The following is a 22280-nucleotide window of genomic DNA, read 5'->3' on the forward strand; positions in this document are numbered from 1 at the left end:
GGTCACCCAGATCATGCTCATCCCCACGCGTTCGCGGGGTGCGGGTGTCGTGTGGCCGGGTCAGAAGGCGGAGATGCTGGTGGGGGCGCGTTCGGCTCGGCTGAGGGCGCGCAGGACGGCGGTCGGGCCGTGGCGCTGGACGGCCAGCCGGGTGAGCAGGTCGGTGACGCGCTCGACGGCCTGCGGGGGCAGGGACGGGGTCGGGACGCCGACGCTCACCGCCAGGTCGTCGGAGTGCACCGCCAGCTCCATCACGCGGGTGACCAGCACGTCCTCCAGCCGTAGCGCCCACGCGTACCGGTTGATGCTCAGCGGCCGGTCGGCGGGCAGCGCGGGCAGCAGGTCACGCAGCTCGGCCAGCGCGGCGTCGGCCCGTCCCACCAGGGCCTGCGGGCCCTCGGCCGCCGACTGCTCACCGCCCTCGCGGATCGCGACGTTGGCCTCGGCGTCGAGGTCGGCGCCCAGCCAGCTCACCCGGGAGTAGTGGTCGAGCAGCCCGATGACCTCATGGTCCGGCCAGGGCGCGGCCAGCCCGGCCCGCACGCTGAAGATCTGGGTGGCCAGGTGCTCGGCCAGGCCGCCGACGGTGAAGCCCGCCAGCGCGCTCGGCGCCCGCCACGCGCCGGCCACCGCAGGATCGCTCAGCAGCGTCAGGGCCGACGCCGCGACTTCCAGATACGTCTGCGACATGGGCTGCTCAGGCACGATCCGGCCTCCGATCGGCGATGCGTCCGTGATCCGGCGTACCACCCTACGCCCGGCGCTCCCGGCCGGACGGCCCGGAGATCATCGCCGGGTTCTGGCGGGCTTGCGGGCCACGGCGCACACTGTGGCGAACTCGGGAGAGGCCGAGGGGGCGGACGGGTCGGGACGCCAGTGGGCGCACGGCACCACGCCGGGTTCCAGCAGTTCCAGCCCCTCGAAGAAGCGGGCCAGCCGGGTGCGGTCACGGGCCACGGTCGGAGTGCCACCCCGCTTCATGTACCGCCACATCGCCTCGTGCACGACGTCGCCGCGGACCTCGTCGGTGGGGTGCGCGATCGCCAGGTAGCTGCCCCGCGGGACGGCCTCCACCAGGTGCCGTACGAGCCGGCCGGCCTCGGCGTCGTCGGTGATGTGGTTGAGGACGCCCAGCAGCATCAGCGCCACCGGCCGGGTCAGGTCGAGGGTCTCGGCGGCCCGTTCCAGGACGCCGTCGGGGTGGCGCAGGTCGGCCTCGACGTAGCGGGCGGCGCCCTGCGGGGTGCCGATCAGCAGGGACTGGGCGTGCGCGAGCACCAGCGGGTCGTTGTCCATGTAGACGACCCGGGACTCGGGGGCCAGGCGCTGGGCGATCTCATGGGTGTTGCCCGCGGTGGGCAGTCCCGCGCCGATGTCGAGGAACTGGCGGACGCCCCGTTCGACGACCAGATGCCGTACGCAGCGGCCCAGGAAGGCGCGGTCGGCGCGGGCCGAATCCACGACGCCGGGGATGATGCGGGCCATGGCGTCCCCGGCCTCCTTGTCGGCCGGATAGTAGTCTCTGCCGCCCAGCCAGTAGTTCCAGATCCGGGCCGAGTGCGGCCTGTCGAGGCTGGACTCGCCGGGCCCACTGGGGCTGCTCATCATGATGCTCATGTCTGGTACCACCCGTATCGCGCGTCGCACCGGTTGCGAAGAGAGTAGTCGCCCGGCCCGGTGTTCGCCGAGCCTGCGCCGTCCGTCCCGGGCGGCGCCGGGACTCAGCCGGAGCGGCCGCCGTCCTCCCGCAGGGCGCCGAGGACGCCCATCAGCTCGGCCAGCAGCCCGCCCAGCCGGCTGGTGTCGGCGCCGCCGATGGTGACGTTGCGCATCTCGTTCGGCCTGGGCAACCGCTGGACGATCTCCGGCAGCGCGGAGACCAGGTCGGCCTGGATGGCGGCCGGGGTGCGCTCGTTGTCGATCGCCGCGCGCAGCCGGGTGGCCTCCAACTCCAGCAGCGCCCGCTGGTGGGCGGCCTCGGCCCGGGAGGCCTCCAGCGCCAGCTCGCCGTCCTGTTCCAGCCGCTTGAGCCGCTGCTCCTGCTCGATCCGCAGCCGGTCGGTCTCGGTCTGCTCGGCCTGCCGCCGGCGGACCAGCTCCAGCGAGTGGATCGCGGTCTCCAGCTCCAGATCCTCCACCTGCCGGCGGTCGTCGTGCTCGCGATGGGTGCGGCGCAGCCGTTCGGCCGACTCGGTGTCGAAGCGCTCGGCGTCGTTGCGGGCGCGCAGCATCTCCAGCTCGCGGGCGTGCTCGATGCGCCGGGTCTCGCGCAGCCGCTCGGCGGACATCTCCCGCTCGGAGATGACCTCCTCGGCCTGCAGCTCGGCCAGCCGGGCCAGCTTGCCCTGCTCGCTGCGGAACGGCTTTTGCAGGTTCTCCCACAGCCGGGACGAGCTGACCACGGCCTCCTTGATCTGCACGGTGACGATGCGCAGGCCCAGGCCCTGGTCGCTGTTGTTCTGGCCCTCGGCCACCGCGCGCAGCCGGGCGGTCAGCTCCTCGATGATGGGCTGCTTGTCGCTGAGCACGTCGTGCACGCTCATCGTGGCGACCTTGTCCTTGATGGCGGCCTCGGCCTGCTCCCGCAACTGCAGGTTGACCAGCCGCATCGGGTCCTCGTGGTCGCTGAAGTCCAGCTTGCGGTAGGCGGTCGCGAAGTCCTGGATGATCCACTGGACATAGCCCTGCACCAGTACGCCCTGCAGTTCCCGGCAGATGCAGTAGGCGTTGATCAGGATCGTCTGGGTGGCGCCCGGCACCACCAGGTAGGAGTCGGTGGCCGGGTTGTAGCGGAAGGAGACCCCCAGGCCCAGGTGCAGCGGCTCGGCGCGCCCCCGCCGGGTGTGCACGACGAACGCGTTGGGCGGCACGATCACCGTCTTCCAGCGCCAGAAGCCGCTGATCCGCACGTCGATCGCTGCGTTGGCGGCCTGCTCCGCGCGGGCCCCGCCCAGCGCCCGCTCCCGCTTGGCCAGCGGTCCCGGCGCCGGCGCCGACGCCGGCGCACCCGCCCAGGCCGGTGCGGGCGGTGCGCCCGGCCGCCGGGACCGCAGGTCGTCCTCCAGTACGGCCTGCTGCGCGACCACTTGCTCGAGGTAGCTGTTGCCTTTCTCGGCGGACATCGCGCCTCCCGGACTACTGTGTCACCCGGGGTTTCCCCGGGACGGCGATGGCAGCGATTCTGACGTACCGCGACTAACACCCGCAACCGGGTTCCGAATTTGCTTCCACGGAAATTCCGCACGACAAATGAACGGCCGGAGAAAACGACGACCGGCCAGCGGAGCGGAAATCACCGGATGACGCGCCGCGGCCCGCCCCGTTCCGCCCGCGTGACGCACGTCACCCATGGGCCCGCCGGTGCCGCCGCGGCCCGAGCCTTGATCACCAAAGTGGGCCGTGTGATACTGCGAGGCAAAGGAGCCGGCCAGACACACGATCCCGGCACCGCCGACAACGGCCCGCCGACCGCCACCCGTGCGACACGGACTCTTTCGAAAAAGGAGAGCGAAATGGCAGTACGAGCGGCCGAGCCCTCTCCGCTCAGCCTGTCGATGGCGGGCCCGGCCGCCGAGGCCGCCGCCCGGATCTGCACGGTGGCCGGAAAACTGCAGCGCCGCATGCGGTTGTGGGCCGCGGAATTTCCCGCCCCCTACGACCCCGACTCGTTCGACCCCGGGCTGTACAGCATGCTCGCGCTGGCCGCCGCCTTCAGCGAGCCGCGGCGCACCGTGGATGAACTCCAGCCCGCGGGCCGCGTGCGCCTGTGGACGCTGGGCCTGGCCCGGTGCGCCGCGCGGGCGGCGTCCGAGTCCGAGGTACGGCGGATCGCCGAGCACTGCGCGGCCGTGGCCGACGGCGCCGCTCCCGCACCCGGCGATGACCTGGCCCGCTTCCTCGCCGCGATCCGCGACGAACTGTCGGAACTGCCCACCTACCCCGTCCTGCACGAGGTCTGGCGCGACGAACTACGCCGGACGCTGCAGGCGCTGTCCCGCAACCGGGCGGCCCTCGGCCGGCGGCCCACCTTCGAGGAGTATCTCGACAACGCCGACTGCCTCGGCCTGGCCCTCACGTTCACCGCCCACCGCATCGCCATCGGGGACACCGGCCCCGGCGAGGAGCCGACAGACGCCGCGCGGGCGGTGCAGCGCGCCGTTCGGCTGTCCGGCGACCTCGGCGCAGCCGCGCGCAGGGTGGACCCGGGCGAGCCGAACGCACTCACCCTCGGCCTGCCCCGCCCCGCGCTGGAGCTGCGGCTCGCCGAGCTCACCGGCCAGGCCAGACGGCTGATCGCCGCCGCCCGCGTCCGCCACCCCGAGCAGGCCGACCACCTGGAACGCCACATGGACTTCTACGCCGGATTCTTCGGCACGACCGACCACTGACCCCAGCGCGTCCCCAGGCCGTGCCCGGCGGCCCCGCCGACACGACCGACACGGTCGGTACGGGGCGACACGGCCGGCGCAGGCGGTACGGGCCGCCGGGTCAGGAGGCGGGGACGGAGATGCGCGCCTGCTGGGCGTGCTGGACGAGGGTGATCAGGACCTCCTTGCAGGAGGGCAGCTTGCGGGCGTCGCACAGCATCACCGGCACCTGCGGGCCGAGGTTCAGCGCGAGCTGCACCTCCTCCAGCTCGTACTGGCGGGCGCCGTCGAAGCAGTTGACCGCCACGATGAACGGGGTGCCGCGCCGCTCGAAGTAGTCCACTGAGGGGAAGCAGTCGGCCAGCCTGCGGGTGTCGGCCAGCACCACCGCGCCCAGCGCCCCCAGCGACAACTCGTCCCACATGAACCAGAAGCGTTCCTGGCCGGGCGTGCCGAACAGGTACAGCACCAGGTCGCTGCGGACGGTGATGCGGCCGAAGTCCATCGCCACCGTCGTGGACGCCTTGGCCTCCACCCCGGAGGTGTCGTCGACCCCGACGCTGCGGTCGGTGAGGATCTCCTCGGTGCGCAGCGGCGTGGTCTCCGAGACCGTGCCGACCATGGTGGTCTTGCCGACGCCGAAGCCTCCAGCGATGACGATCTTGACCGCGGTGGGCAGCTTGGGGGTGGGGCGTGCCGCCCGCTCAGAGAGCTCGGAGGCCAACGATGATCTCCTTGTACAGATCGATACGGCGCAGGTTGTCCGCCTCTGGTTCCTGGATCTCGATGTGGCCGTGCTCCAGCAGGTCGCCGAGCAGCACGCGGACCACGCTGATCGGCAGGCCGCCGGACGGCGGCGCCGGCGCGGCCGGTTCGGGCTCCTCCTCGGCCACCCGGCCGAACTGGGCGGCCAGCTCCGCGACCGACCTGGGCTCCTGACACAGCCGCAGGATCTCCAGGTGCTCCGGGGACAGCTCCCGGTGGTCGCCGGACGGCGGCTCGGACACCGCGACCACCTGGGTGATCACGTCGAAGCTGCCCCGGCCGGGCTGGACGCGCCCGCGGGTGAGCACGTAGGGGCGCACCATCGGCTCGGCGGGATCGAACGGTTGCCTCATCGGGTGCCCTCTCCTTCCACGGCGGACCGGGGCGGGGAGGACAGGAAGTCGGTGACCTTGCTGACCAGCAGCGCCATCTCGTAGGCGATCAGGCCCACATCGGTGTCGCGGTCGGGCCCGTGGTCGGCCAGCACCGCCAGACAGGCGCCCGGACCGGCCATGGTGACCAGCAGAAAGGCCGTCTGCATCTCGATGATGCTCTGCCGGACCTGGCCGTGGCCGAAGCGCTCCCCGGCCCCGCGGGCCAGGCTCTGCACACCGGCCGCCACCGCGGCCAGATGCTCGCCGTCGTCCTTGGCGAACCGGCCGTCGGAGGCCATCAGCAGACCGTCGGCGGACAGCACGATCGCGTGCCGGGCACCGGCCACTCTGGCGACCAGATCGTCCAGCAGGAAGGTCAGATCTGTCGAACCACTCTGGGGCACTACGGTTCCTTATCGGTCTTTTTTGCCCTGGTGCGGTGGGGACTCGGTTCAGGCCGGGGTCGCGTCGTCGTCGGGTGCGTGCTTGGACGGCCGCCGCTGGGCCGCGGCCCGGCCGCGGAGGGTGCCCTGCTGGAAGGACCCCACGAGCTTGCGGATCTCCTCCGGGCTGCGCCCCCGGTCGTCGTCCTCCTCCTCGGGTTCGGCGGGGGAGACGAGCGGGGCGTCGGTGCGCAGTTGCTCGACCAGATGTTCCTGCGGCTGCCGGATCGGCAGGCCGCCGGGCGTGGTGGGCAGAGGCATGGGCTGGGCCACCGCCGTTTCTGCCGGCCGAGGGGTGTCGCCGGCGGTCTCGGGAACGGGGGACGCCGCGGGCGGGGGCGCCAGCGACATCGGCCGGCCGGGCTCCCCGCCCGGGGAGTGGGGAAGGGGAAGGGGCTGGGGTCCGGAGTGGGTCCCTGATGGAGGTCCAGAGTGGGTCCCGGACGGCGACGCGGGCGAGGGCCGGTCGCCGGGCTGCCCCGCGGGGCGGGGCGCCGATCCGGAGGGCGTGCCGGGCACCGGCGCCAGCGGCGGCTGGGGGCCCGGCCTGGCCTCCGCGTGCGGGTCGGACGGGGCGGGCAGCACCGCGACGGCGGCCCGGTGGCCGAGGTCGGCCGGCCCGTCGCCGCCCGCCGACACCGCCGTCGGCCCGGTGGTGACCGCGGACTGCCGGGTGTCCTCGGGGGGCTGGTCGCCGATGAGGTCGTTGGGGATCAGCACGACCGCGGTGACGCCGCCGTACGGGGAGCGCTTGAGGCTGACGGTGACCCGGTAGCGGCGGGCCAGCCGGCCGACCACGAACAGGCCCAGGCGCTCGTCGGGCGCCAGGTCGAACTCGGGCGGGTCCATGAGCATCTGGTTGGCCTCCTCCAGCTGCTCACGCCGCATGCCCAGGCCCTTGTCCTCGATCTCGATGGCGTAGCCGTTGGTGGCGGTCTGCCCGCTGATGACCACCTCGGTGCCGGGGCTGGAGAAGTTCAGCCCGTTCTCGATCAGCTCGGCCAGCAGCCGGGTGACGTCCACCACCGCCCGGCCGGCCAGCCGGGCGGTGTCGAAGCGCTGGAAGGTGACCCGCTCGTAGTCCTCCACCTCACCGACCGCGGCGCGCACGACGTCGAAGACCGGCACCGGGTTCTTCCAGGACCGGGCCGGGTTCTCCCCGGCCATCAGCACCAGGTTCTCGGCGTTGCGGCGCATCCGGGTGGCCAGGTGGTCCAGCCGGAAGATCTCCTGCAGCTCCTCGCCCTCCAGGTCGCGGCGGCGCTCGATACCGTCGATCAGCCGCAGCTGCCGGGTGACCAGCGCCTGGTTGCGGCGGGCCAGCGCCAGCAGGATCTTGCGGAAACCGGTCCGCAGCTCGGCCTGCTGGACGGCGGTGGCGATGGCGGTCTCCTGCACCGCGTTGAACGCCCGGCCCACCTGGCCGATCTGGTCGTCGCCGAACCGCAGCGGCGGCGCCTCGGCGGCCACGTCCACCTTCTCGCCGTGGCCCAGCCGTTCCACCACGCTGGGCAGCCGGTTGTTGGCCAGGTCCCAGGCGGCCTCGCGCAGCCGTTCCAACTGGCGCACCAGGTCCCGGGCGGTGGTGATCGACATCACCACCGAGGCGATGACCGCCAGCAGGCCCAGCCCTCCGGCGGCGATCAGCCGGGCGATGACGCCGATGGCCATCGGCTGGGAGTGCTCGACGACCTCGTCACCGCCGTCCTGGACGATCCGGTCGACCTGTTCGAGCATCGGGTGCACGGCCGCCTGCCACTGCGCGGGGGTGACGTTCAGCCGGGTGCCGGTGCGGGCGCGCTGGATGATCTGGTCCTCCAGCGCGGTCAGCCGGGTGCTGCCCGCGCCGCTCGTCAGCCGCTGGTAGGCGGCCCGGGCCCCGTCCGGCATTCCGTCGACGGCCTGGACGAACAGGTAGCGCTGGGTGTTGACCAGGCCGGTGAACGTGGCGTGCTCGGCGTTGGCGAAACGCCCCGCGGCCAGCACGCCCGACAGCAGCGCGTCCTCGCGGGCCAGGATCTCGCGGGCCCGCAGCAGCGACACCAGGGCCAGGCCCTCGCCGGCGATGCGCTTGTCGTCGACGGCGTCGGAGTTGGCGGCGGTCAGCTTGAGAGTGACGTCGATCACGGCGTCGTAAGGGCGGGCCGCCGCGATCCGCGGGGTGCTGCCCTGGTCGACGCTCTGGCGTCCCTTTGGCAGCGCGTCCAGCAGCCTGGTGATCTCGGCGATGTGGCCGCGCTGGTCGTCACTGACGGCCCAGCCGCCCTTACCGGCGGACTCGCGGAACTCGGCGATGGCCTTGTCGGACTCGCGGCGCTGGTCCTCCAGCCGCCGCAGGTTGGCGCCGTCGGCCTGACCCAGCCGGATCAGCGACAGCCGGCGTTCCTCCTGCAGTTCGGTGATGAGGGTGGCCGCCGGCCGGCCGAGCGCGCGGTCCACCTGGCTGACGGCCAGCAGGTTCAGCCCTTCGCGGGCGGTCACCCAGGCGGCGAACACCCACAGCATCACCAGAGAGCCCAGCAGCGCGATGATCTTGGATCTCAGGCTCCAGCGGGCAAGTCGTCGCAGCATGATTTCCTATAGCGGCGTGTTCGTGGGGTTCCGCGGCCGTCCGCCACGGGCCGCCCCGGTGTCCGTTGACAGTGCGATACGAGACGAACCCGCCCACCGCACGCGTAGCACCCTAGCAACGACGGATCGGTCTAGATCGTGGGTTTGCTACATCAGCGGAGAGTATCCCCGATCACACCGATCCGTAAGATGACCGGGCGGTCATGGTATCCCTGCAGGACACCTGATGGCAGGGGTGCGGAGCCGGTTTTCGCTCACTGGTCGGACCGCGGGCGCTCGGCGCCGAGCGCGCCCCAGTAGTCGGCGCCGCTGCCGTAGTAGCCGGTGCTGTAGCCGAGCTGGCGGGCGACGAAGACGGCACCTTGCGGGCAGCGGTCGCGCAGCGGCTCCAGCATCCGGTGGCAGTGCTCGGTCAGCGCGGTGATGTGGGCGATCACGAACTGCGGGTCGACGCCGAGCATCAGCGCGTTCAGGTCGCCCCAGGCGCGGTCGCGGTGCCAGGTGGCCAGGTCGTTGAGCAGCCGCAGCACCTTCTGGGCCTGCCGGCTGACCTCGCGCAGCGGCTCCATGTGGTCGAGGGTGGCCGGGGCGCCGACGTGCATCCAGTGCGCGACGTTCCCCCAGACCGAGCCGAAGTTGTCGGCGTTGTCCAGGTAGCGCTCGTAGGTGGGCAGCCCGGCCTCGCCACGCGCGTGGGCGTCCTTCCACTCCCACTCGCGGGCCATCCCCTCCAGCATCAGGCGCAGTTCCTCGCGCCATACCGGGCCGAACCGGGACCAGGCCGGGGTGGCGGCCAGCACGTCGCGCAGCTCGGCCAGGAACTGCCCGAGCCGGTCCCCGGGAGCCGGGTCGTCGCCGTCGCCGACCGCCAGGCAGCGCGCCACCGTGTCGTGGATCTCCGCCAGGGAGCCGGCGGCGTGGTCCATGATCCAGTCCAGCGCGAAGATCCACGCCGAGGTCCGGTTGGAGATCCGCAGCTGCGCGGCGCTGTGCCAGGGCCCCTGCCCGCCGATCGCCTGGGCCACCTTGGTGAACAGCGAGGGCTCGAACGGCGGGTCGGGATACAGGTCGGCGTAGGCGGCGGCGCAGTCGGCCAGGTCCCGGTCCAGGTCGACGACCAGCGCGGCCAGCCGTCCCGCCGCCACCGCGTCCACCTGCGGGCCGGCGCCGGTGAACAGCGTCCGTTCCGCCTCGGTCGCCGTCACGAGCGGGCCGCCAGCATGAGCTCGACCGGGCGGCTGGGCCGCACGGTCAGGGTGAGCTTGGGCTCGATGGGCTCGCTGCGGTGCAGCACCGGCCGGGCCCGGCCGAGCAGGGACGCCATGATCAGCGTCGTCTCGATCTTGAACAACTGCTCCCCGAGGCAGACGTGCTCGCCCGCCCCGAAGGGGAAGTAGGCGAACCGGCCGTACCGCTGGACCCGCTCCTTGACGCGTTCCGGGGTGAACCGCTCCGGGTCGAACTCCTCCGGCCGTTCCCAGACCCGCCGGTCGCGGTGGGTGAGGTAGGGGCTGAGCACCACGGTGGAGCCCGCCTTGATCGGGACCCCGCCGATGACGTCGTCGGCCACGGCCATCCGCGGCACCGCCCACCCGACCGAGTGCAGGCGCAGCACCTCCTGCAGGAACATCTGGGTGTAGGGCAGCCGCCTGACGTGCTCGGGCCCGGCCCGGCCGTCGCCCACCTCCCGCTCGATCTCCGCGTAGACCCGGGCGGCGTGCTCGGGGTGCTCGTCCAGCGCCACCCACAGCCAGGTCAGCCCGTCGGCGGTGGACTCGGTGCCGGCCACGAACAGGCCGACCACGTCGTCGCGGACCCGCTGGTCGGAGAACGGGGTGCCGTCCGCCTCGCGGGCCTCGATCAGCTTCGACACCACGTCGTGGCCGCCGGGCGGGCGCCTGCGCCCCTCGGCGACCAGCGGCCCCAAGATCTCGTCCACCGTGCGGGTGGCGCGGCGGAACGTCAGGTCGCCGGGCATCGGCACCGCGTTGGGCATGAACGGCATGGCCATCCGCGACATGAACGACCCGGAGGCGGCCGAGACCGCCGTGCCCAGCCGGTCGATGTCCTCGACCGGGAGGCGGTCGTCGAAGAACACCAGGCTGATCGCGCGGTGCATGAGCCGGTTCATCTCCCGGCGGACGTCCACCGGCTCGCGGGTGGCGCGGGCCAACAGGTCGTCGGCCGCCGCGTTGATGGCCTCGGCCATCCGCTCGGTGAAGCGGCCGATGTACTGGCCGGAGAAGACCTTGGCCAGCACCTCACGGCTGGACCTCCAGGGAGTGCCCTCGCTGGAGATGCCGTTGCCGACCAGGCGGCTGACCGGCTTCCACATCACCGCGCCGCGCTCGTAGTTGTCGGCCCGGTCGCGCAGCACGTGCTGGACGTGGGCGGGGTCGGTGACCAGGTAGGGGCGGAACGGTCCCAGGTCGATCCGGGCGACCGCGCCCTCCGCGGCGCGCCCGATCGACTCCAGCGCGTGCAGCGGGCCGCCCTGCCGGTACAGCGAGACCAGCCGCCGCGGCGACACCCTCTCCAACGAAGCGTCCGGCGTACCCGACTCGGCACCGATGGCTGTCGACATGAGCGTTCCTTCGCGAGGGTCCTTGGGCGGGGATGACCAGAAACACCAGGCAAAACGTTACGAAGTATCACATCAGTCGCAGAGGCCAACAAGATCCCTGGAACGGGACAATCCTGTTCCGTGACCCAGAACACACAGCCCGCGACCGCAGGAGCGCCCCATCGGCCCGCAGGCCCGATGGGAAAGGCGATGTGAACATCTTGCCCGAGCGAAGTTGATCATGTGATACTTCCACGGAACCATCACGGACCACCATATTTATGGCGACAGGCGGAACAAGCCGACAATCCGTTAGGCATCGGTCAGCAAGACCTGCGATCCGGCGGTTCCGTCCAGCCGGGTTGTGAGGGCAGCAGGTGACCATCGACGGAACGGCCGAACGCAGAACCCGTCTCACCGACCACTCCACCGATCATCCCGCAGACCCCGCGACGACCGCCCGGCGGCTGGTCGCCGGACTGACCGCCGACCCGCTGGGGCGGATCTCCCCCTCGGTGTACGAGACCGCCAGGCTGGTGACGCTCGCCCCCTGGCTGACCGGGCACTCCGGGCGCGTGTTCCATCTGCTGGCCGCTCAGCGCGCGGACGGCCACTGGGTGTCGGCGGTCCCCGGCTACACGGTCGCCCCCACGCTCAGCGCCACCGAGGCGCTGCTGGGCCTGCTGCGCGCGCCCGGCCCATGGCCTCCCGGCGTCACCCGCGACCAGGTGGCCGGCGCCGCCGACCGCGGGCTGCGGGCGCTGCTGCCGCTGCTGGACGGCGAGCGGTCCTTCCCGCTGCCCGATATGCCGGCGATCGAGCACCTGTCCCCCGCGCTGATCGAGCTGGTCAACGGCCATCTGGACGTACTGGAGCCCTGGCGGGACGGCCCCCGGCTGCGTCCGTCCCCGCAGATGTCGACCGGGACCGCCGCCGTCGTACGGGACATGCTGCGGCGGGGCGAGCCGCTGCCCGGCAAGATGCTGCACGCGCTGGAACTGGCCGGCCCCGCCGCGCGCGCGGCCGCCTCGGTGACGCCGGAGCCGACCGGCTCGATCGGGGCCTCCCCCGCGTCCGTCGCCGCATGGCTCGGCGACCGGGATCCGGGGCCGGGCGGCCGGGCCCGTCGCTTCCTGGAGTCGGTGACCGCGCGGCACCGGGGGCCGGTGCCCTCGGTCGTCCCGATCACGGTCTTCGAACGGGCCTGGACGGTGAGCTGGCTGGCCCGCTCCGGCGTCCCGCTGCACCCGCCGCCCGAACTGGCGGCCTTCCTGCGGGCGTCGCTGGGGCCCGCCGGCACCGGCGGGGGCTCGGGGCTGCCCTCGGACGCCGACACCTCCTCCGGGGTGCTGTACGCGCTTTCCCTGCTCGGCATCCCGCATCCGCCCGACTTCCTGTGGCAGTACGAGACCGACACGCATTTCTGCACCTGGCAGGGCGAGAACGGCCTGTCGGTCGGCACCAACTCGCACGCTCTGGAGGCCTTCGGCTCTTATCTGCACGGCCTTGAGGCCTCCGGTACCGGCGTTCACCGCTCCGCCACGGCCGAGCAGGTCGGACGCTATGCGGCGACCATCCGAAAGATCTCGGCATGGCTGTGCGAACAGCAGCAGGCCGACGGAAGCTGGAGCGACCGGTGGCACGCCTCCCCTTACTACGGCACCGCCTGCGCCGCCCCCGCGCTCGCCGAATTCGGCGGCCCCGAGTCGGCCGCCGCCGTGGACCGGGCCGTCGCATGGGTCCTGGCCACCCAGCGTCCGGACGGGTCGTGGGGACTGTGGGAGGGCACCGCCGAGGAGACCGCGTACGCGGTGCGGATCCTGCTGCTGTCGCGGGCATCGGACGCGCGGGCCGTCGAGGCCGCCCGGCGGGGCGGCGCCTACCTGCGGGCCGTCACCCGGGCCGACGGCACGATGATGTCCTTCCCGCCGCTGTGGCACGACAAGGACCTCTACACCCCCCTCACCATCGTGCAGGCAGCCGTCCTGGCGGCGCTGCATCTCACCCGGCCCGGCGGGCCCGTGCCATTTACCTGGTGACTTACCCGGTGACCGGAACGGCCGCGTTTACATCAGGTGAATTACGACACATTGGAGATACACCTTAAAATGCCTTAAAACGGGATGATCATCCCTTCGACCGGAACGCGTCTTGAGCGGGGTTTCGCCGTGTTGATAGTGTCCCGGGAGCATGGACGGGATCGCCGCACGGTGGTCCCGTACATCCGGCGTATCAGGCACATCCCGTTATGACCGGCAAGGCCCTCGGTGGGTACCTCCACCTGTTTCGAGGCGGTGTAATGTGCTCCCACAACGCACGCCCGCGCCCGAAAGGCCCCTGTCGTCTGCGCCGGTGGCACGGTCCAACGCGACCGGCGTGACCTGCGGAACAGCAGCCGAGCACCGCCGACCCCCGGGAGAGCCGATGCCCGAGAATCCGCCGCCCGCGCCCGTCCCCGGGCACACCCCCGGCGGGCTGCCGCTGCGGGTACCGCAGGCGAACCTGGTCCCGCAACTGCGCACGGGCAAGCCGGGCGCCGAGGCCGGGGACACGGCGGCCGGCGGGCGCTCCCCCGAGGAGGTCCGTAAGATCATCGGGGCCTACCGGTCGGGCACCTTGCGCGGGCGCTCCGACGCGGCCAGGGCCCTCGGCGAGCACGGTCCGGACGCCGGTCAGGAGCCACCTCGATGATCCGGGTCACCGATGGGTCCGCGCCGGCGGCGAGCAACGAGAAGGACGGCTAGTGGTGCAGAAGACGGGTTCCTCCGCTGACCTGGCATGGTTGCTGGACGACCTGGTCAGACGGGTGACGGATACACGGCACGCGGTGGTGCTGTCGGCCGACGGCCTGCTGATGGCGGCCTCGCGGGACATGCCCAAGGACGACGCCGAGCACCTGTCGGCGGTGGCGGCCGGGATCCAGAGCCTGGCCCGCGGCGCCGGCGAGCGCTTCGGCGGCGGCTCGGTGCGGCAGACCATCATCGAGATGAAGTCCGGCTTCCTGCTGGTGTCGGTGGCCGGCAAGGGCGCCTGCCTGGCGGTGCTGGCCACCGAGGACGCCGACGTGGGCCTGATCGCCTACGAGATGGCCATGCTGGTCGCCAGCGTCGGCCAGCACCTCAGTTCCCCGGCGCGCTCGGCGGCGGCCCAGGGCTCATGAACCCGCCGACACAGCCGCCCTGGGAGCGGAGCCCCGCAGACGACGAACAGTTCGTACGCCCGTACGTACTGACCAGCGGCCGGATCTCCCCGGCCCACGGCCGGTTCGACCTGATCACCCAGGTGGTGACGGTCGGCCCGACGCCACCGCCGGACAGCGGGCTGGGGCCCGAGCACCTGTCCATCCTGCGGCTGTGCCAGGACGTGGTGATGTCGGTGGCCGAGATCGCCGGCCATCTGAACCTGCCCGGCGTCACCGTCCGGGTGCTGCTGGGCGACCTGCTGGAACGGGGGCATGTGGCGGTGCAGGAACCGACACCAGAGGCCGACGTCACCGACATCGGGATCTACGAGGCGGTGATCAGTGGACTCCGCGCGCTCTGAGCAGGTCCGGCGGATGCCCACCGCCGTCAAGATCGTGATTGCCGGGGGCTTCGGGGCGGGCAAGACCACCATGGTGAGCTCGGTCTCGGAGACCGTCCCGCTGCGCACCGAGGAGACCCTCACCGGCCGGGGCGTGGGCGTCGATGACCTGGCGGGGGTGGAGAACAAGAGCACCACCACGGTGGCGATGGACTTCGGCCGCATCACCATCCGGCGGGACCTGGTGCTCTACCTGTTCGGCACGCCCGGCCAGGAGCGCTTCTGGTTCATGTGGGACGACGTCACGCTGGGCGCCCTGGGCGCGGTGGTGCTGGCCGACACCCGCCGGCTCACCGACTGCTTCCCCTCGGTGGACTACTTCGAGCGGCGCGGCACCCCGTTCATCGTGGCGGTCAACTGCTTCGACGGCGCGCGGCGCTACGACCTGGACGAGGTCCGGATAGCGCTCAGCCTGGGCCCGTCGGTGCCGGTCACGATGTGCGACGCCCGCGACCGGTCCTCCGCCAAGGAGGTCCTGATCAAGCTGGCCCAGCACGCCATGCACCAGCGGGTGGGCCCCGCCGTCACCTCCTGACCCGGCCGGTACGGGGCCGGGCCGAGCGTTACTCCTCGGCCTCGGCCTCGACCCCGGGCAGGACCACGACCGGGCACTTGGCGCGCTGGACGCAGTAGCGGCTGGTGGAGCCGAGCAGCACGCCGACGATCCCGCCGTGCCCCCGGCTGCCCATCACCAGCAGTTCGGCGCCCTTGGACGCCTCGACCAGCACCTGGGCCGGATGCCCGCGGACCACCGTCGGGGTGATCGGGACGTCCGGCTCGGGGCCGAGCACCTCCGCCGTGGTCTCGGTGAGGGTCTGCCCCGCCACGGCCGACAGGTCGTAGTCACCCTCGTATACCGGCGCGCCGAAGGTGACCGGCATGTCCCAGGCGGTGATCAGCTCCAGCCGCGCGCCGGTCAGCCGGGCCTGCCGCGCCGCCCAGCGCAGCGCCTCCCTGGACTGCTGCGAACCGTCCACACCGACCACGATGCGTCCCGCGTTCATCTGCCGCCTCCTTGATCGTTTTGGCCCACACCGGCGCGATACCCGGCCGTGCTCCGGCGGAACACGGCCGCGGTGTGCCGACGGCCGCAGCGTGCCGACGGCGCAGCACCGCCGTGGTCAGGCGGAACGGCGCTCGTCGCCGAGGTCCTCGGCCTCGTACTCCCGCAGTTCGGGGATGCTCAGCAGCTTCTGGGTGACCATGACGTCGTTCTGGACGATTCCGCTGGCCAGCATGTTGTTGCGGTGCCGGAGCCGGCCGCACTCGCGCAGCAGGTCGTCCACCTCACCGCGCAGCCGGGTGATCCGCTTGCTCAGCCGGGTGTAGGTGACCATGCCGCCCCCGGCGGCGCCCAGGGCGAACGCGGCGAGGACGGGCGACCACAGCGCGCCGACCGCCAGGATCGGCAGCAGGAAGACCAGCGCCATCACACGGCCATGGCTCTCCGCCCAGTCCCAGGCGGCGTTGACGCGCTTGGGAATCCTCACTCCCGCCCCCTCCTCGACAGATCCGCACCGTTCGCTGTCGACCGTATGTCATGACCGTGGCAGTCCCGGCTCCCGCATGCCCCGGACCAGCGCGAACACGCCGGACGTGACGAACGCCCCATCGCCCGCCGCCGCGCAACGAATCGTTCATTCACCTGTGCCAACACGCAATGAACATCCATCATCGCGCAAGAACGACGTCTTGGGCATGGGCAGGACGGCTTCTTAGGCTTGCGTTTCGAAACCACCAGGTGCCCGACCGGTTTCCCAGCCGCCGGGCCCGGGATCGGTTGCAGAACCACCAGGCCCGAGATCAGGAGCCCGCATGACCGTATCGCCGGCGATGGAGCCGACGACCTCGACGAGCCCGTCCTCCCAGACCGGCTCTCCGGCCGTTGCGACCGGCCCGGACGCCACCGCCGCACGGGAGCGGGTCGCCCTTCCCCGCCGCTTCCTCATGTGCCGTCCCGAGCACTTCGCCGTCACCTACGCCATCAATCCCTGGATGGACCCGGTGGCGGGCGCGGACCGGGACCTGGCGTTGGCCCAGTGGGAGGCTCTGCGCGCCGCCTACCTGTCGCTCGGTCACCGGGTGGAGCTGATCGAGCCGATCGAGGGCCTGCCCGACATGGTCTTCGCCGCCAACGGCGCGCTCGTGGTGGGCGGCCGGGTGTACGGGGCGAGGTTCCACCACCCCGAGCGGCGGGCCGAGGGCCCCGCCTACGCCGAGTGGTTCCGGCGCAACGGCTTCACCGAGATCCTGGAGCCGGCGCACGTCAACGAGGGCGAGGGCGACTTCCTGACCCTGGAGGAGGTGATCCTGGCGGGCACCGGCTTCCGTACCGAGATCGCCGCCCACCAGGAGGCGCAGGAACACCTCGGCCGGCCGGTGGTCACGCTGCGGCTGGTGGACCCGCGCTTCTACCACCTGGACACGGCGCTGTTCCCCCTCGGCGGGCACAACGTCGCCTACTACCCGGGCGCCTTCTCGCCCGGCAGTCGGGCGGTGCTGGAGCGGCTGTTCCCGGACGCGGTCCTCGCGGACGAGGCGGACGCGGCCGTGCTGGGCCTCAACGCGGTCTGCGACGGCCGCCACGTGGTGATCAACGCGGAGGCCGCCGGGCTGATCGGGGCGCTGCGCCGCCGCGGCTACGAGCCGGTCCCGGTGGACCTGTCGGAGCTGCGCAAGGCCGGCGGCGGCCCCAAGTGCTGCACCCTGGAGATCCGGATGTGACCCATCAGACCGGCCTGGACGGACCACCGGGATGCGTGCTTCGTCCAGGCCGAATATCGTCCAAGGAATGAGCACACACTTTGACGTCGTGGTCCTGGGCGCGGGCCCGGGTGGATATGTCGCCGCGATCCGGTCGGCACAGCTCGGGCTCAAGACGGCGATCATCGAGGAGCGTTACTGGGGTGGGGTCTGCCTGAACGTGGGCTGCATCCCGTCCAAGGCCCTGCTGCGCAACGCCGAGTTGGCGCACATCTTCACCAACGAGCGCAAGCTGTTCGGCATCGAGGTCGACGGCGAGGTCCGCTTCGACTTCGGCGCGGCCTTCCAGCGCAGCCGGCAGGTGGCCGACGGCCGGGTCAAGGGCGTCCACTACCTGATGAAGAAGAACGGCATCACTGAGTTCACCGGGCGGGGCACGTTCACCGACCCGAACACCCTGCAGGTGCAGCCGTCAGACGGCGGCCAGACCCAGACCGTCACCTTCGACCACTGCATCATCGCCGCCGGCGCGCACCCCCGGCTGCTGCCCGGCACCTCCCTGTCGGAACGGGTGGTGACCTACGAGGAGCAGATCCTCGACGAGAAGCTGCCGGAGAGCATCGTCATCGCCGGGGCCGGGGCGATCGGCGTCGAGTTCGCCTACGTGCTGCACAACTACGGCGTCAAGGTCACCATCGTGGAGTTCCTGGACCGGATGGTGCCGCTGGAGGACGCCGAGGTGTCCAAGGAACTGGCCCGCCGCTACCGCAAGATGGGCATCGACGTGCTCACCTCCACGCGGGTGGAGACCATCGACGACTCCGGCGAGAAGGTCAAGGTCACCGTGACCGGCAAGGACGGCTCGCAGCAGACGCTGGAGGCCGACAAGGTCCTGCAGGCCATCGGGTTCGCGCCGAACGTCGAGGGCTACGGCCTGGAGAAGACCGGGGTCGCGCTGACCGAGCGCGGCGCCATCGACGTGGACGGCCGCTGCCGCACCAGCGTGCCGCACATCTTCGCGATCGGCGACGTGACCGCCAAGCTGATGCTGGCGCACGCCGCCGAGGCGATGGGCATCATCGCGGCCGAGACCATCGCCGACGCCGAGACGATGGAACTGGACTACGTGATGATCCCCCGGGCCACGTACTGCCAGCCGCAGGTCGCCAGCTTCGGCTACACCGAGGCGCAGGCCCGCGAGGAGGGCTTCGACGTCAAGGTGGCCAAGTTCCCGTTCACCGCCAACGGCAAGGCGCACGGCCTGGGCGACCCCAACGGCTTCGTCAAGATCATCAGCGACGCCCGGTACGGCGAGCTGCTGGGCGCCCACATGATCGGCCCGGACGTCACCGAGCTGCTGCCGGAGCTGACGCTGGCCCAGCAGTGGGACCTGACCGTGCACGAGGTGGCCCGCAACGTGCACGCCCACCCGACCCTGAGCGAGGCGGTCAAGGAGGCGGTCCACGGCCTGGCCGGCCACATGATCAACTTCTAGTCCGGCGCGTCCCCCGCGGCGTCCGTCCCCGCACGCCCGTGCTTCGAACCCCGGCGCGGATCGCACCCGTACCACCTGCGGACGAGTGTGCGATCGCTGAGCCGGGAGGTGCACGAGCGTGCAGGACCCACTCATGCCCGACGGCACAACGCCCGACGGCGCCACACCGGGCGACGGCGCGCCGCCCGGCCATGCGATGGCCGGCCCCGCGACGATCCGCCGCCCGGCGGCCACCGGCACGAACGCCGGCCGCACGACCGCCGAGGACACGACGGCCGGTGGTACGACGGGCGGCCGTGCGGTAGCCAGGAGCGTCGTGGGTGGTCCCGCGGCGGGCTGTGCCGAGGGTGACGGCGCCGGCCGTGCGGAGGCCGGTGCCGCTCCGGCGGAGGCCCCCGCGCCCTGGGACGGGGCGCGGGGGCTGCTGTATCTGGGGGTGCTCTCGGGTGCGGTGGCGCTGTGCGCGCTGGCCGCCGCCCTGTACTTCGGCGGCGCGCTGACGTCGTCCGTCCCCTGGCTGGACGGGTCGGGCGGGCTGACCCGGGGCGGGCTACCGGTCTCCGAGCTGGTGATGACCGCGGCGGGGACGGTCACCGTGGGCCTGCTGCTGGCGGGGGCGGTGCTGCTGGCCGGACCGGACGGCGGCCTGCCGCCGCTCGCCCGGCGCTGTCTGCGTTCGGTGCGGGTGAGCGCGGGGATCTGGGTGGCCGCAACGCTGGTCACCACCGTGCTGTCGGTGTCGTACCTGCTGGGCAAGCCGGTGTCGCAGGTCACCGACGCGGATCTGCTGAGCTATCTCACGGACCTGACCCGGGGCCGGGCGCTGGTGGTGATCGTGGTGCTGGCCGGGGTGCCGGCGGTGTGCGCGTCCCGGCCCCGCAGTGCGGGCGGGGCCGGGGGGCTGCTGCTGGTCGCGCTGGCCGGGCTGCTGCCGCAGGTGGTCACGGGGCACTCGGCGTCCTCGGACGACCATTGGCTCGCGGTGTTCAGCCTCGCCGTGCACGTGACGGCGGCCGCGGTGTGGGTCGGCGGGCTGCTGGTGCTGACGGCGCTGGCCCGGCCCGCCGGACCGCTGCTCGCGGTGATCGTTCCGCGTTACAGCGCGCTGGCCGGGGTCTGCTTCGCCGCCGTGGCCGCCAGCGGGCTGGTGAACGCCTGGCTCCAGCTCGGCGGGGCCGGCGCGGTGCTCGGCAGCCGGTACGGGCTGCTGGTGCTGGCCAAGGTGGCGGCGCTGGGCTGCCTGGGCCTGCTGGGGTGGCGGCACCGGCGGGCGAGTCTGCCCGCGTTGCGGACGCGTGGGCGCGGGCGGGTCTTCGTCCGGCTCGCGGCGGCCGAGGTGGTCGTGATGGCCGCCGCGATGGCGCTGGCCACGGCGCTGTCGCGGACGCCGCCGCCCGCCGAGGACACCGGGCCGACCGATCCGGCCGGGGTCCTGCTGGGCTTCGAGGCCCCCGGGCCGGCCGGTGTGGCGGCGTACGCGTTCGGCCGGCTGCTCGACCCGCTGTTCTGCACGCTGGTCGCGGCGGGGGCCGGGCTGTACCTGGCCGGGGTGCTCCGGTTGCGCCGGGCCGGCGTCCGCTGGCCTGTCCGGCGGACGCTGGCCTGGTACGGCGGGTTGCTGATCGTGCTGGTGGCGACCTGTGGCGGGCTCGCCCGCTACAGCATGGTGCTGTTCAGCAACCATGTGGTGCAGCATCTGGTGCTGACGCTGGTCGCTCCCGTCCCGCTGCTGCTGGCGGCTCCGGCCGACCTCGCCCTGCGGTCGCTGCATCCCGGCTCCGGGTCCGAAGCGGTGGGCCGGACGCCCCGGGACCTGCTGGTCTCCGTGCTGGAGAGCCGTGCGGCACGGCTGTCCGCGCACCCGGTGGCGGCGCTGACGGCGGCGGTCCTCGTCCTGTACGGCTTCTACGCGTCGCCGCTGTTCGAGGCGTCGCTGCGCAACTATCCGCTGCACTCGCTCGCCATGGTGGTGTTCCTGGCGACCGGGATGCTCTTCATGCGGGCCGTCCACGGTGGCGCACGGTGGCTGCCGCTCGCCCTGGCCCCCTTCCATTTGGTCTTCGGGTACGCGTTCATGACGGCCGCAAGTGTGATCGCCGGGGACTGGTACGAGGCCCTCGCCCGCACCTGGGGACCCCTGCCCGAGCAGGACCAGCGGACCGCCGGCCTGCTCATATGGGTGATCGGTGGTCTGGCCACCGTGACGCTCCCGTTCCTCGCCCGGAGGGCTCCGCTTCCTCAGGGATCCGGGATGAGAACCTTTACCGCGCAGAGGACCGACGTGGACGGTGAGGTTCGGCGGCGGCGTTGAGAAAGGGCCAGGTGGATGGTGACGGCTGAGGAGCGGCGGTGGCGCCAAGAGCGGACGCGGCTCAACCGGCGGCGGGCTGAACTAGGGGACGCGGCCGACAAGCTCTACCCGGGAGCGCCCAGGGTCGGCTCCACTGCGTTGTTGTGCCGACCGGAGTGGATCCCCGCCGACCCCCTTCCCCTGGAGTCGGTACGGCTGCTCTGGGACGAGGACCCGACACCCCCGGCGGTGACGGGCGCCGAGGCGGTGCTGCCCGACGGCTACCGCACCTACAGCGAGGCCATGGGCGCGCTGGCGGCCCCGGCCGTGTTCGAGAACCGTCCCAGCTACCGGCTGCTGGCGGCCGACCTCACCGGTCACGGCACGGCCCGCGACAGCCACGGTGACCTTCGAGCGGGCGGGCCGATGCTGAGGTTGGCGGGGGCGTGCTACTTCGAGGGCGTGGACGTCGGGGAGGCGGTCGCGCACGAACTCGCGGCGGAGGCCGAGGGGCTGCCGCTGCGGACGCTGGTCGGGGACCCGTGCGAGCTGGCACGGCGGGCGGCGCTGCCCGCCATCACCACCGTGACCATCCGGCGCCGGGCGCGTGACTTCGTGCTGCACTGGCGGGACCCGGCGAAGGTCGTCCACGCGGGAGGACTCCACCAGGTGATGCCGGTCGGGGTGTTCCAGCCGGTCACCGGCGATCACGCGGACGACCTGAATCTGTGGCGCTGCATGGCGCGGGAGTTCAGCGAGGAGTTCCTGGGGACCGGCGAGGAGTACGGCCCCGGGTTCTCGTACGAGGACTGGCCGTTCTTCCGGCGGCTGGAGGCGGCGCGCCGGGCCGGGACGGTACGGGTCCACTGCCTGGGGCTCGGCACCGATCCGCTGACGCTGGCGGTGGACGTGCTGACGGCCGTCGTCATCGACGACGAGGTGTTCGAGGACCTGTTCGGCGGGCTGGTACGGGTCAACACGGAGGGCCGGGTGACGATGGCCCCGTTCGACGGACGGACACCGCGGCCCATGCAGCCGGCCGGCGCCGCCGCACTGGAACTGGCTTGGCGACACCGGAACGCGCTACTCGACTGACGCCCAGCCCGGCGAACGTGCCGCCCGGTGGG

21 protein-coding genes are annotated in these 22280 nt (G+C 72.3%); 10 read left to right on the forward strand and 11 right to left on the reverse strand.

Annotated elements, in window-relative coordinates; genetic code table 11:
* Positions 1 to 60 precede the first annotated feature (60 nt).
* The 3 genes from C4U03_RS05910 to C4U03_RS05920 form a co-directional block, all read right to left on the reverse strand.
* The gene (locus tag C4U03_RS05910; RefSeq protein WP_235017664.1) at positions 61 to 705 is read right to left on the reverse strand and encodes a maleylpyruvate isomerase N-terminal domain-containing protein; all 645 of its coding nucleotides are present in this window, start codon (positions 703 to 705) and stop codon (positions 61 to 63) included.
* A gap of 81 nt (positions 706 to 786) precedes the next feature.
* Positions 787 to 1617, reverse strand: coding sequence for an SAM-dependent methyltransferase (locus tag C4U03_RS05915; protein ID WP_235017665.1), 831 nt, complete (start codon positions 1615 to 1617; stop codon positions 787 to 789).
* Positions 1618 to 1721: 104 nt separating this feature from the next.
* Entirely contained in the window at positions 1722 to 3122 is a 1401-nt protein-coding gene (locus C4U03_RS05920) for an SPFH domain-containing protein (RefSeq protein ID WP_103936612.1), read from the reverse strand.
* Positions 3123 to 3512: 390 nt separating this feature from the next.
* On the opposite strand from C4U03_RS05920, the gene C4U03_RS05925 reads away from it, so the two are divergent.
* Positions 3513 to 4388: a hypothetical protein gene (locus tag C4U03_RS05925; RefSeq protein ID WP_103936613.1), complete on the forward strand. Its 876-nt coding sequence runs from the start codon at positions 3513 to 3515 to the stop codon at positions 4386 to 4388.
* A gap of 100 nt (positions 4389 to 4488) precedes the next feature.
* Here C4U03_RS05925 and C4U03_RS05930 read toward each other — a convergent pair whose 3' ends face one another.
* The 6 genes from C4U03_RS05930 to C4U03_RS05955 form a co-directional block, all read right to left on the reverse strand.
* Positions 4489 to 5091: a GTP-binding protein gene (locus C4U03_RS05930; protein ID WP_103936614.1), complete on the reverse strand. Its 603-nt coding sequence runs from the start codon at positions 5089 to 5091 to the stop codon at positions 4489 to 4491.
* Entirely contained in the window at positions 5072 to 5485 is a 414-nt protein-coding gene (locus C4U03_RS05935; RefSeq protein ID WP_103936615.1) for a DUF742 domain-containing protein, read from the reverse strand. The genes C4U03_RS05930 and C4U03_RS05935 overlap by 20 nt, the downstream gene beginning before the upstream one ends.
* The gene (locus tag C4U03_RS05940; RefSeq protein WP_103936616.1) at positions 5482 to 5910 is read right to left on the reverse strand and encodes a roadblock/LC7 domain-containing protein; all 429 of its coding nucleotides are present in this window, start codon (positions 5908 to 5910) and stop codon (positions 5482 to 5484) included. The genes C4U03_RS05935 and C4U03_RS05940 overlap by 4 nt, the downstream gene beginning before the upstream one ends.
* Positions 5911 to 5958: 48 nt before the next feature.
* Entirely contained in the window at positions 5959 to 8520 is a 2562-nt protein-coding gene (locus C4U03_RS05945) for a sensor histidine kinase (RefSeq protein ID WP_103936617.1), read from the reverse strand.
* Positions 8521 to 8774: 254 nt separating this feature from the next.
* On the reverse strand, positions 8775 to 9725 hold the full coding sequence (locus tag C4U03_RS05950; RefSeq protein ID WP_103936618.1) for a terpene synthase family protein: 951 nt from the start codon (positions 9723 to 9725) through the stop codon (positions 8775 to 8777).
* Positions 9722 to 11104, reverse strand: a complete 1383-nt coding sequence (locus C4U03_RS05955; protein WP_103936619.1) for a cytochrome P450 — start codon at positions 11102 to 11104, stop codon at positions 9722 to 9724. The genes C4U03_RS05950 and C4U03_RS05955 overlap by 4 nt, the downstream gene beginning before the upstream one ends.
* 356 nt (positions 11105 to 11460) lie before the next feature.
* Here C4U03_RS05955 and C4U03_RS05960 point away from each other — a divergent pair, with 356 nt between their 5' ends.
* From C4U03_RS05960 to C4U03_RS05980, 5 genes are all read left to right on the forward strand, one after another.
* Entirely contained in the window at positions 11461 to 13122 is a 1662-nt protein-coding gene (locus C4U03_RS05960; RefSeq protein ID WP_200827074.1) for a prenyltransferase/squalene oxidase repeat-containing protein, read from the forward strand.
* 385 nt (positions 13123 to 13507) lie between these two features.
* Positions 13508 to 13774 (forward strand): hypothetical protein, encoded by a 267-nt coding sequence (locus C4U03_RS05965; RefSeq protein ID WP_103936620.1) that lies wholly within the window; start codon positions 13508 to 13510, stop codon positions 13772 to 13774.
* A gap of 55 nt (positions 13775 to 13829) precedes the next feature.
* Positions 13830 to 14243, forward strand: a complete 414-nt coding sequence (locus C4U03_RS05970; protein WP_200827075.1) for a roadblock/LC7 domain-containing protein — start codon at positions 13830 to 13832, stop codon at positions 14241 to 14243.
* On the forward strand, positions 14240 to 14626 hold the full coding sequence (locus C4U03_RS05975) for a DUF742 domain-containing protein (RefSeq protein ID WP_103936622.1): 387 nt from the start codon (positions 14240 to 14242) through the stop codon (positions 14624 to 14626). The genes C4U03_RS05970 and C4U03_RS05975 overlap by 4 nt, the downstream gene beginning before the upstream one ends.
* 13 nt (positions 14627 to 14639) lie before the next feature.
* A complete protein-coding gene (locus tag C4U03_RS05980) occupies positions 14640 to 15200 on the forward strand; it encodes a GTP-binding protein (RefSeq protein WP_103936960.1) in 561 nt (186 codons plus the stop codon).
* Positions 15201 to 15228: 28 nt separating this feature from the next.
* Here C4U03_RS05980 and C4U03_RS05985 read toward each other — a convergent pair whose 3' ends face one another.
* Together C4U03_RS05985 and C4U03_RS05990 are read right to left on the reverse strand one after the other, a co-directional pair.
* A complete protein-coding gene (locus tag C4U03_RS05985; RefSeq protein ID WP_103936623.1) occupies positions 15229 to 15669 on the reverse strand; it encodes a universal stress protein in 441 nt (146 codons plus the stop codon).
* Between the two features lie 117 nt (positions 15670 to 15786).
* Entirely contained in the window at positions 15787 to 16155 is a 369-nt protein-coding gene (locus tag C4U03_RS05990) for a hypothetical protein (protein ID WP_103936624.1), read from the reverse strand.
* A gap of 325 nt (positions 16156 to 16480) precedes the next feature.
* On the opposite strand from C4U03_RS05990, the gene ddaH reads away from it, so the two are divergent.
* The 4 genes from ddaH (at position 16481) to C4U03_RS06010 (ending at position 22248) form a co-directional block, all read left to right on the forward strand.
* Positions 16481 to 17389: a dimethylargininase gene (ddaH, locus tag C4U03_RS05995; protein WP_407701407.1), complete on the forward strand. Its 909-nt coding sequence runs from the start codon at positions 16481 to 16483 to the stop codon at positions 17387 to 17389.
* A gap of 67 nt (positions 17390 to 17456) precedes the next feature.
* Entirely contained in the window at positions 17457 to 18863 is a 1407-nt protein-coding gene (lpdA, locus tag C4U03_RS06000) for a dihydrolipoyl dehydrogenase (protein ID WP_103936625.1), read from the forward strand.
* 118 nt (positions 18864 to 18981) lie between these two features.
* Positions 18982 to 21174 (forward strand): cytochrome c oxidase assembly protein, encoded by a 2193-nt coding sequence (locus C4U03_RS06005; protein WP_146087267.1) that lies wholly within the window; start codon positions 18982 to 18984, stop codon positions 21172 to 21174.
* Between the two features lie 15 nt (positions 21175 to 21189).
* Positions 21190 to 22248 carry a transcriptional regulator gene (locus C4U03_RS06010; protein WP_103936627.1) on the forward strand — a complete coding sequence of 353 codons (1059 nt, stop codon included), beginning with the start codon at positions 21190 to 21192 and terminating at the stop codon, positions 22246 to 22248.
* Positions 22249 to 22280 lie beyond the last annotated feature (32 nt).

This window comes from Thermomonospora echinospora (assembly GCF_900108175.1).
GTDB classification, from domain to species: Bacteria; Actinomycetota; Actinomycetes; order Streptosporangiales; family Streptosporangiaceae; genus Thermomonospora; species Thermomonospora echinospora.

Excerpts from the sequence above, each read along its gene's own strand:
- C4U03_RS05980 (WP_103936960.1), top strand. The coding sequence starts at position 14,640 with ATGCCCACCGCCGTCAAGATCGTGATTGCCGGGGGCTTCGGGGCGGGC.
- ddaH (WP_407701407.1), top strand. The coding sequence starts at position 16,481 with ATGACCGTATCGCCGGCGATGGAGCCGACGACCTCGACGAGCCCGTCC.
- C4U03_RS05975 (WP_103936622.1), top strand. The coding sequence starts at position 14,240 with ATGAACCCGCCGACACAGCCGCCCTGGGAGCGGAGCCCCGCAGACGAC.
- C4U03_RS05925 (WP_103936613.1), top strand. The coding sequence starts at position 3,513 with ATGGCAGTACGAGCGGCCGAGCCCTCTCCGCTCAGCCTGTCGATGGCG.
- C4U03_RS06010 (WP_103936627.1), top strand. The coding sequence starts at position 21,190 with ATGGTGACGGCTGAGGAGCGGCGGTGGCGCCAAGAGCGGACGCGGCTC.
- C4U03_RS05920 (WP_103936612.1), bottom strand. The coding sequence starts at position 3,122 with ATGTCCGCCGAGAAAGGCAACAGCTACCTCGAGCAAGTGGTCGCGCAG.
- C4U03_RS05955 (WP_103936619.1), bottom strand. The coding sequence starts at position 11,104 with ATGTCGACAGCCATCGGTGCCGAGTCGGGTACGCCGGACGCTTCGTTG.
- C4U03_RS05985 (WP_103936623.1), bottom strand. The coding sequence starts at position 15,669 with ATGAACGCGGGACGCATCGTGGTCGGTGTGGACGGTTCGCAGCAGTCC.
- C4U03_RS05965 (WP_103936620.1), top strand. The coding sequence starts at position 13,508 with ATGCCCGAGAATCCGCCGCCCGCGCCCGTCCCCGGGCACACCCCCGGC.
- C4U03_RS05915 (WP_235017665.1), bottom strand. The coding sequence starts at position 1,617 with ATGAGCATCATGATGAGCAGCCCCAGTGGGCCCGGCGAGTCCAGCCTC.
- C4U03_RS05945 (WP_103936617.1), bottom strand. The coding sequence starts at position 8,520 with ATGCTGCGACGACTTGCCCGCTGGAGCCTGAGATCCAAGATCATCGCG.
- C4U03_RS05935 (WP_103936615.1), bottom strand. The coding sequence starts at position 5,485 with ATGAGGCAACCGTTCGATCCCGCCGAGCCGATGGTGCGCCCCTACGTG.
- lpdA (WP_103936625.1), top strand. The coding sequence starts at position 17,457 with ATGAGCACACACTTTGACGTCGTGGTCCTGGGCGCGGGCCCGGGTGGA.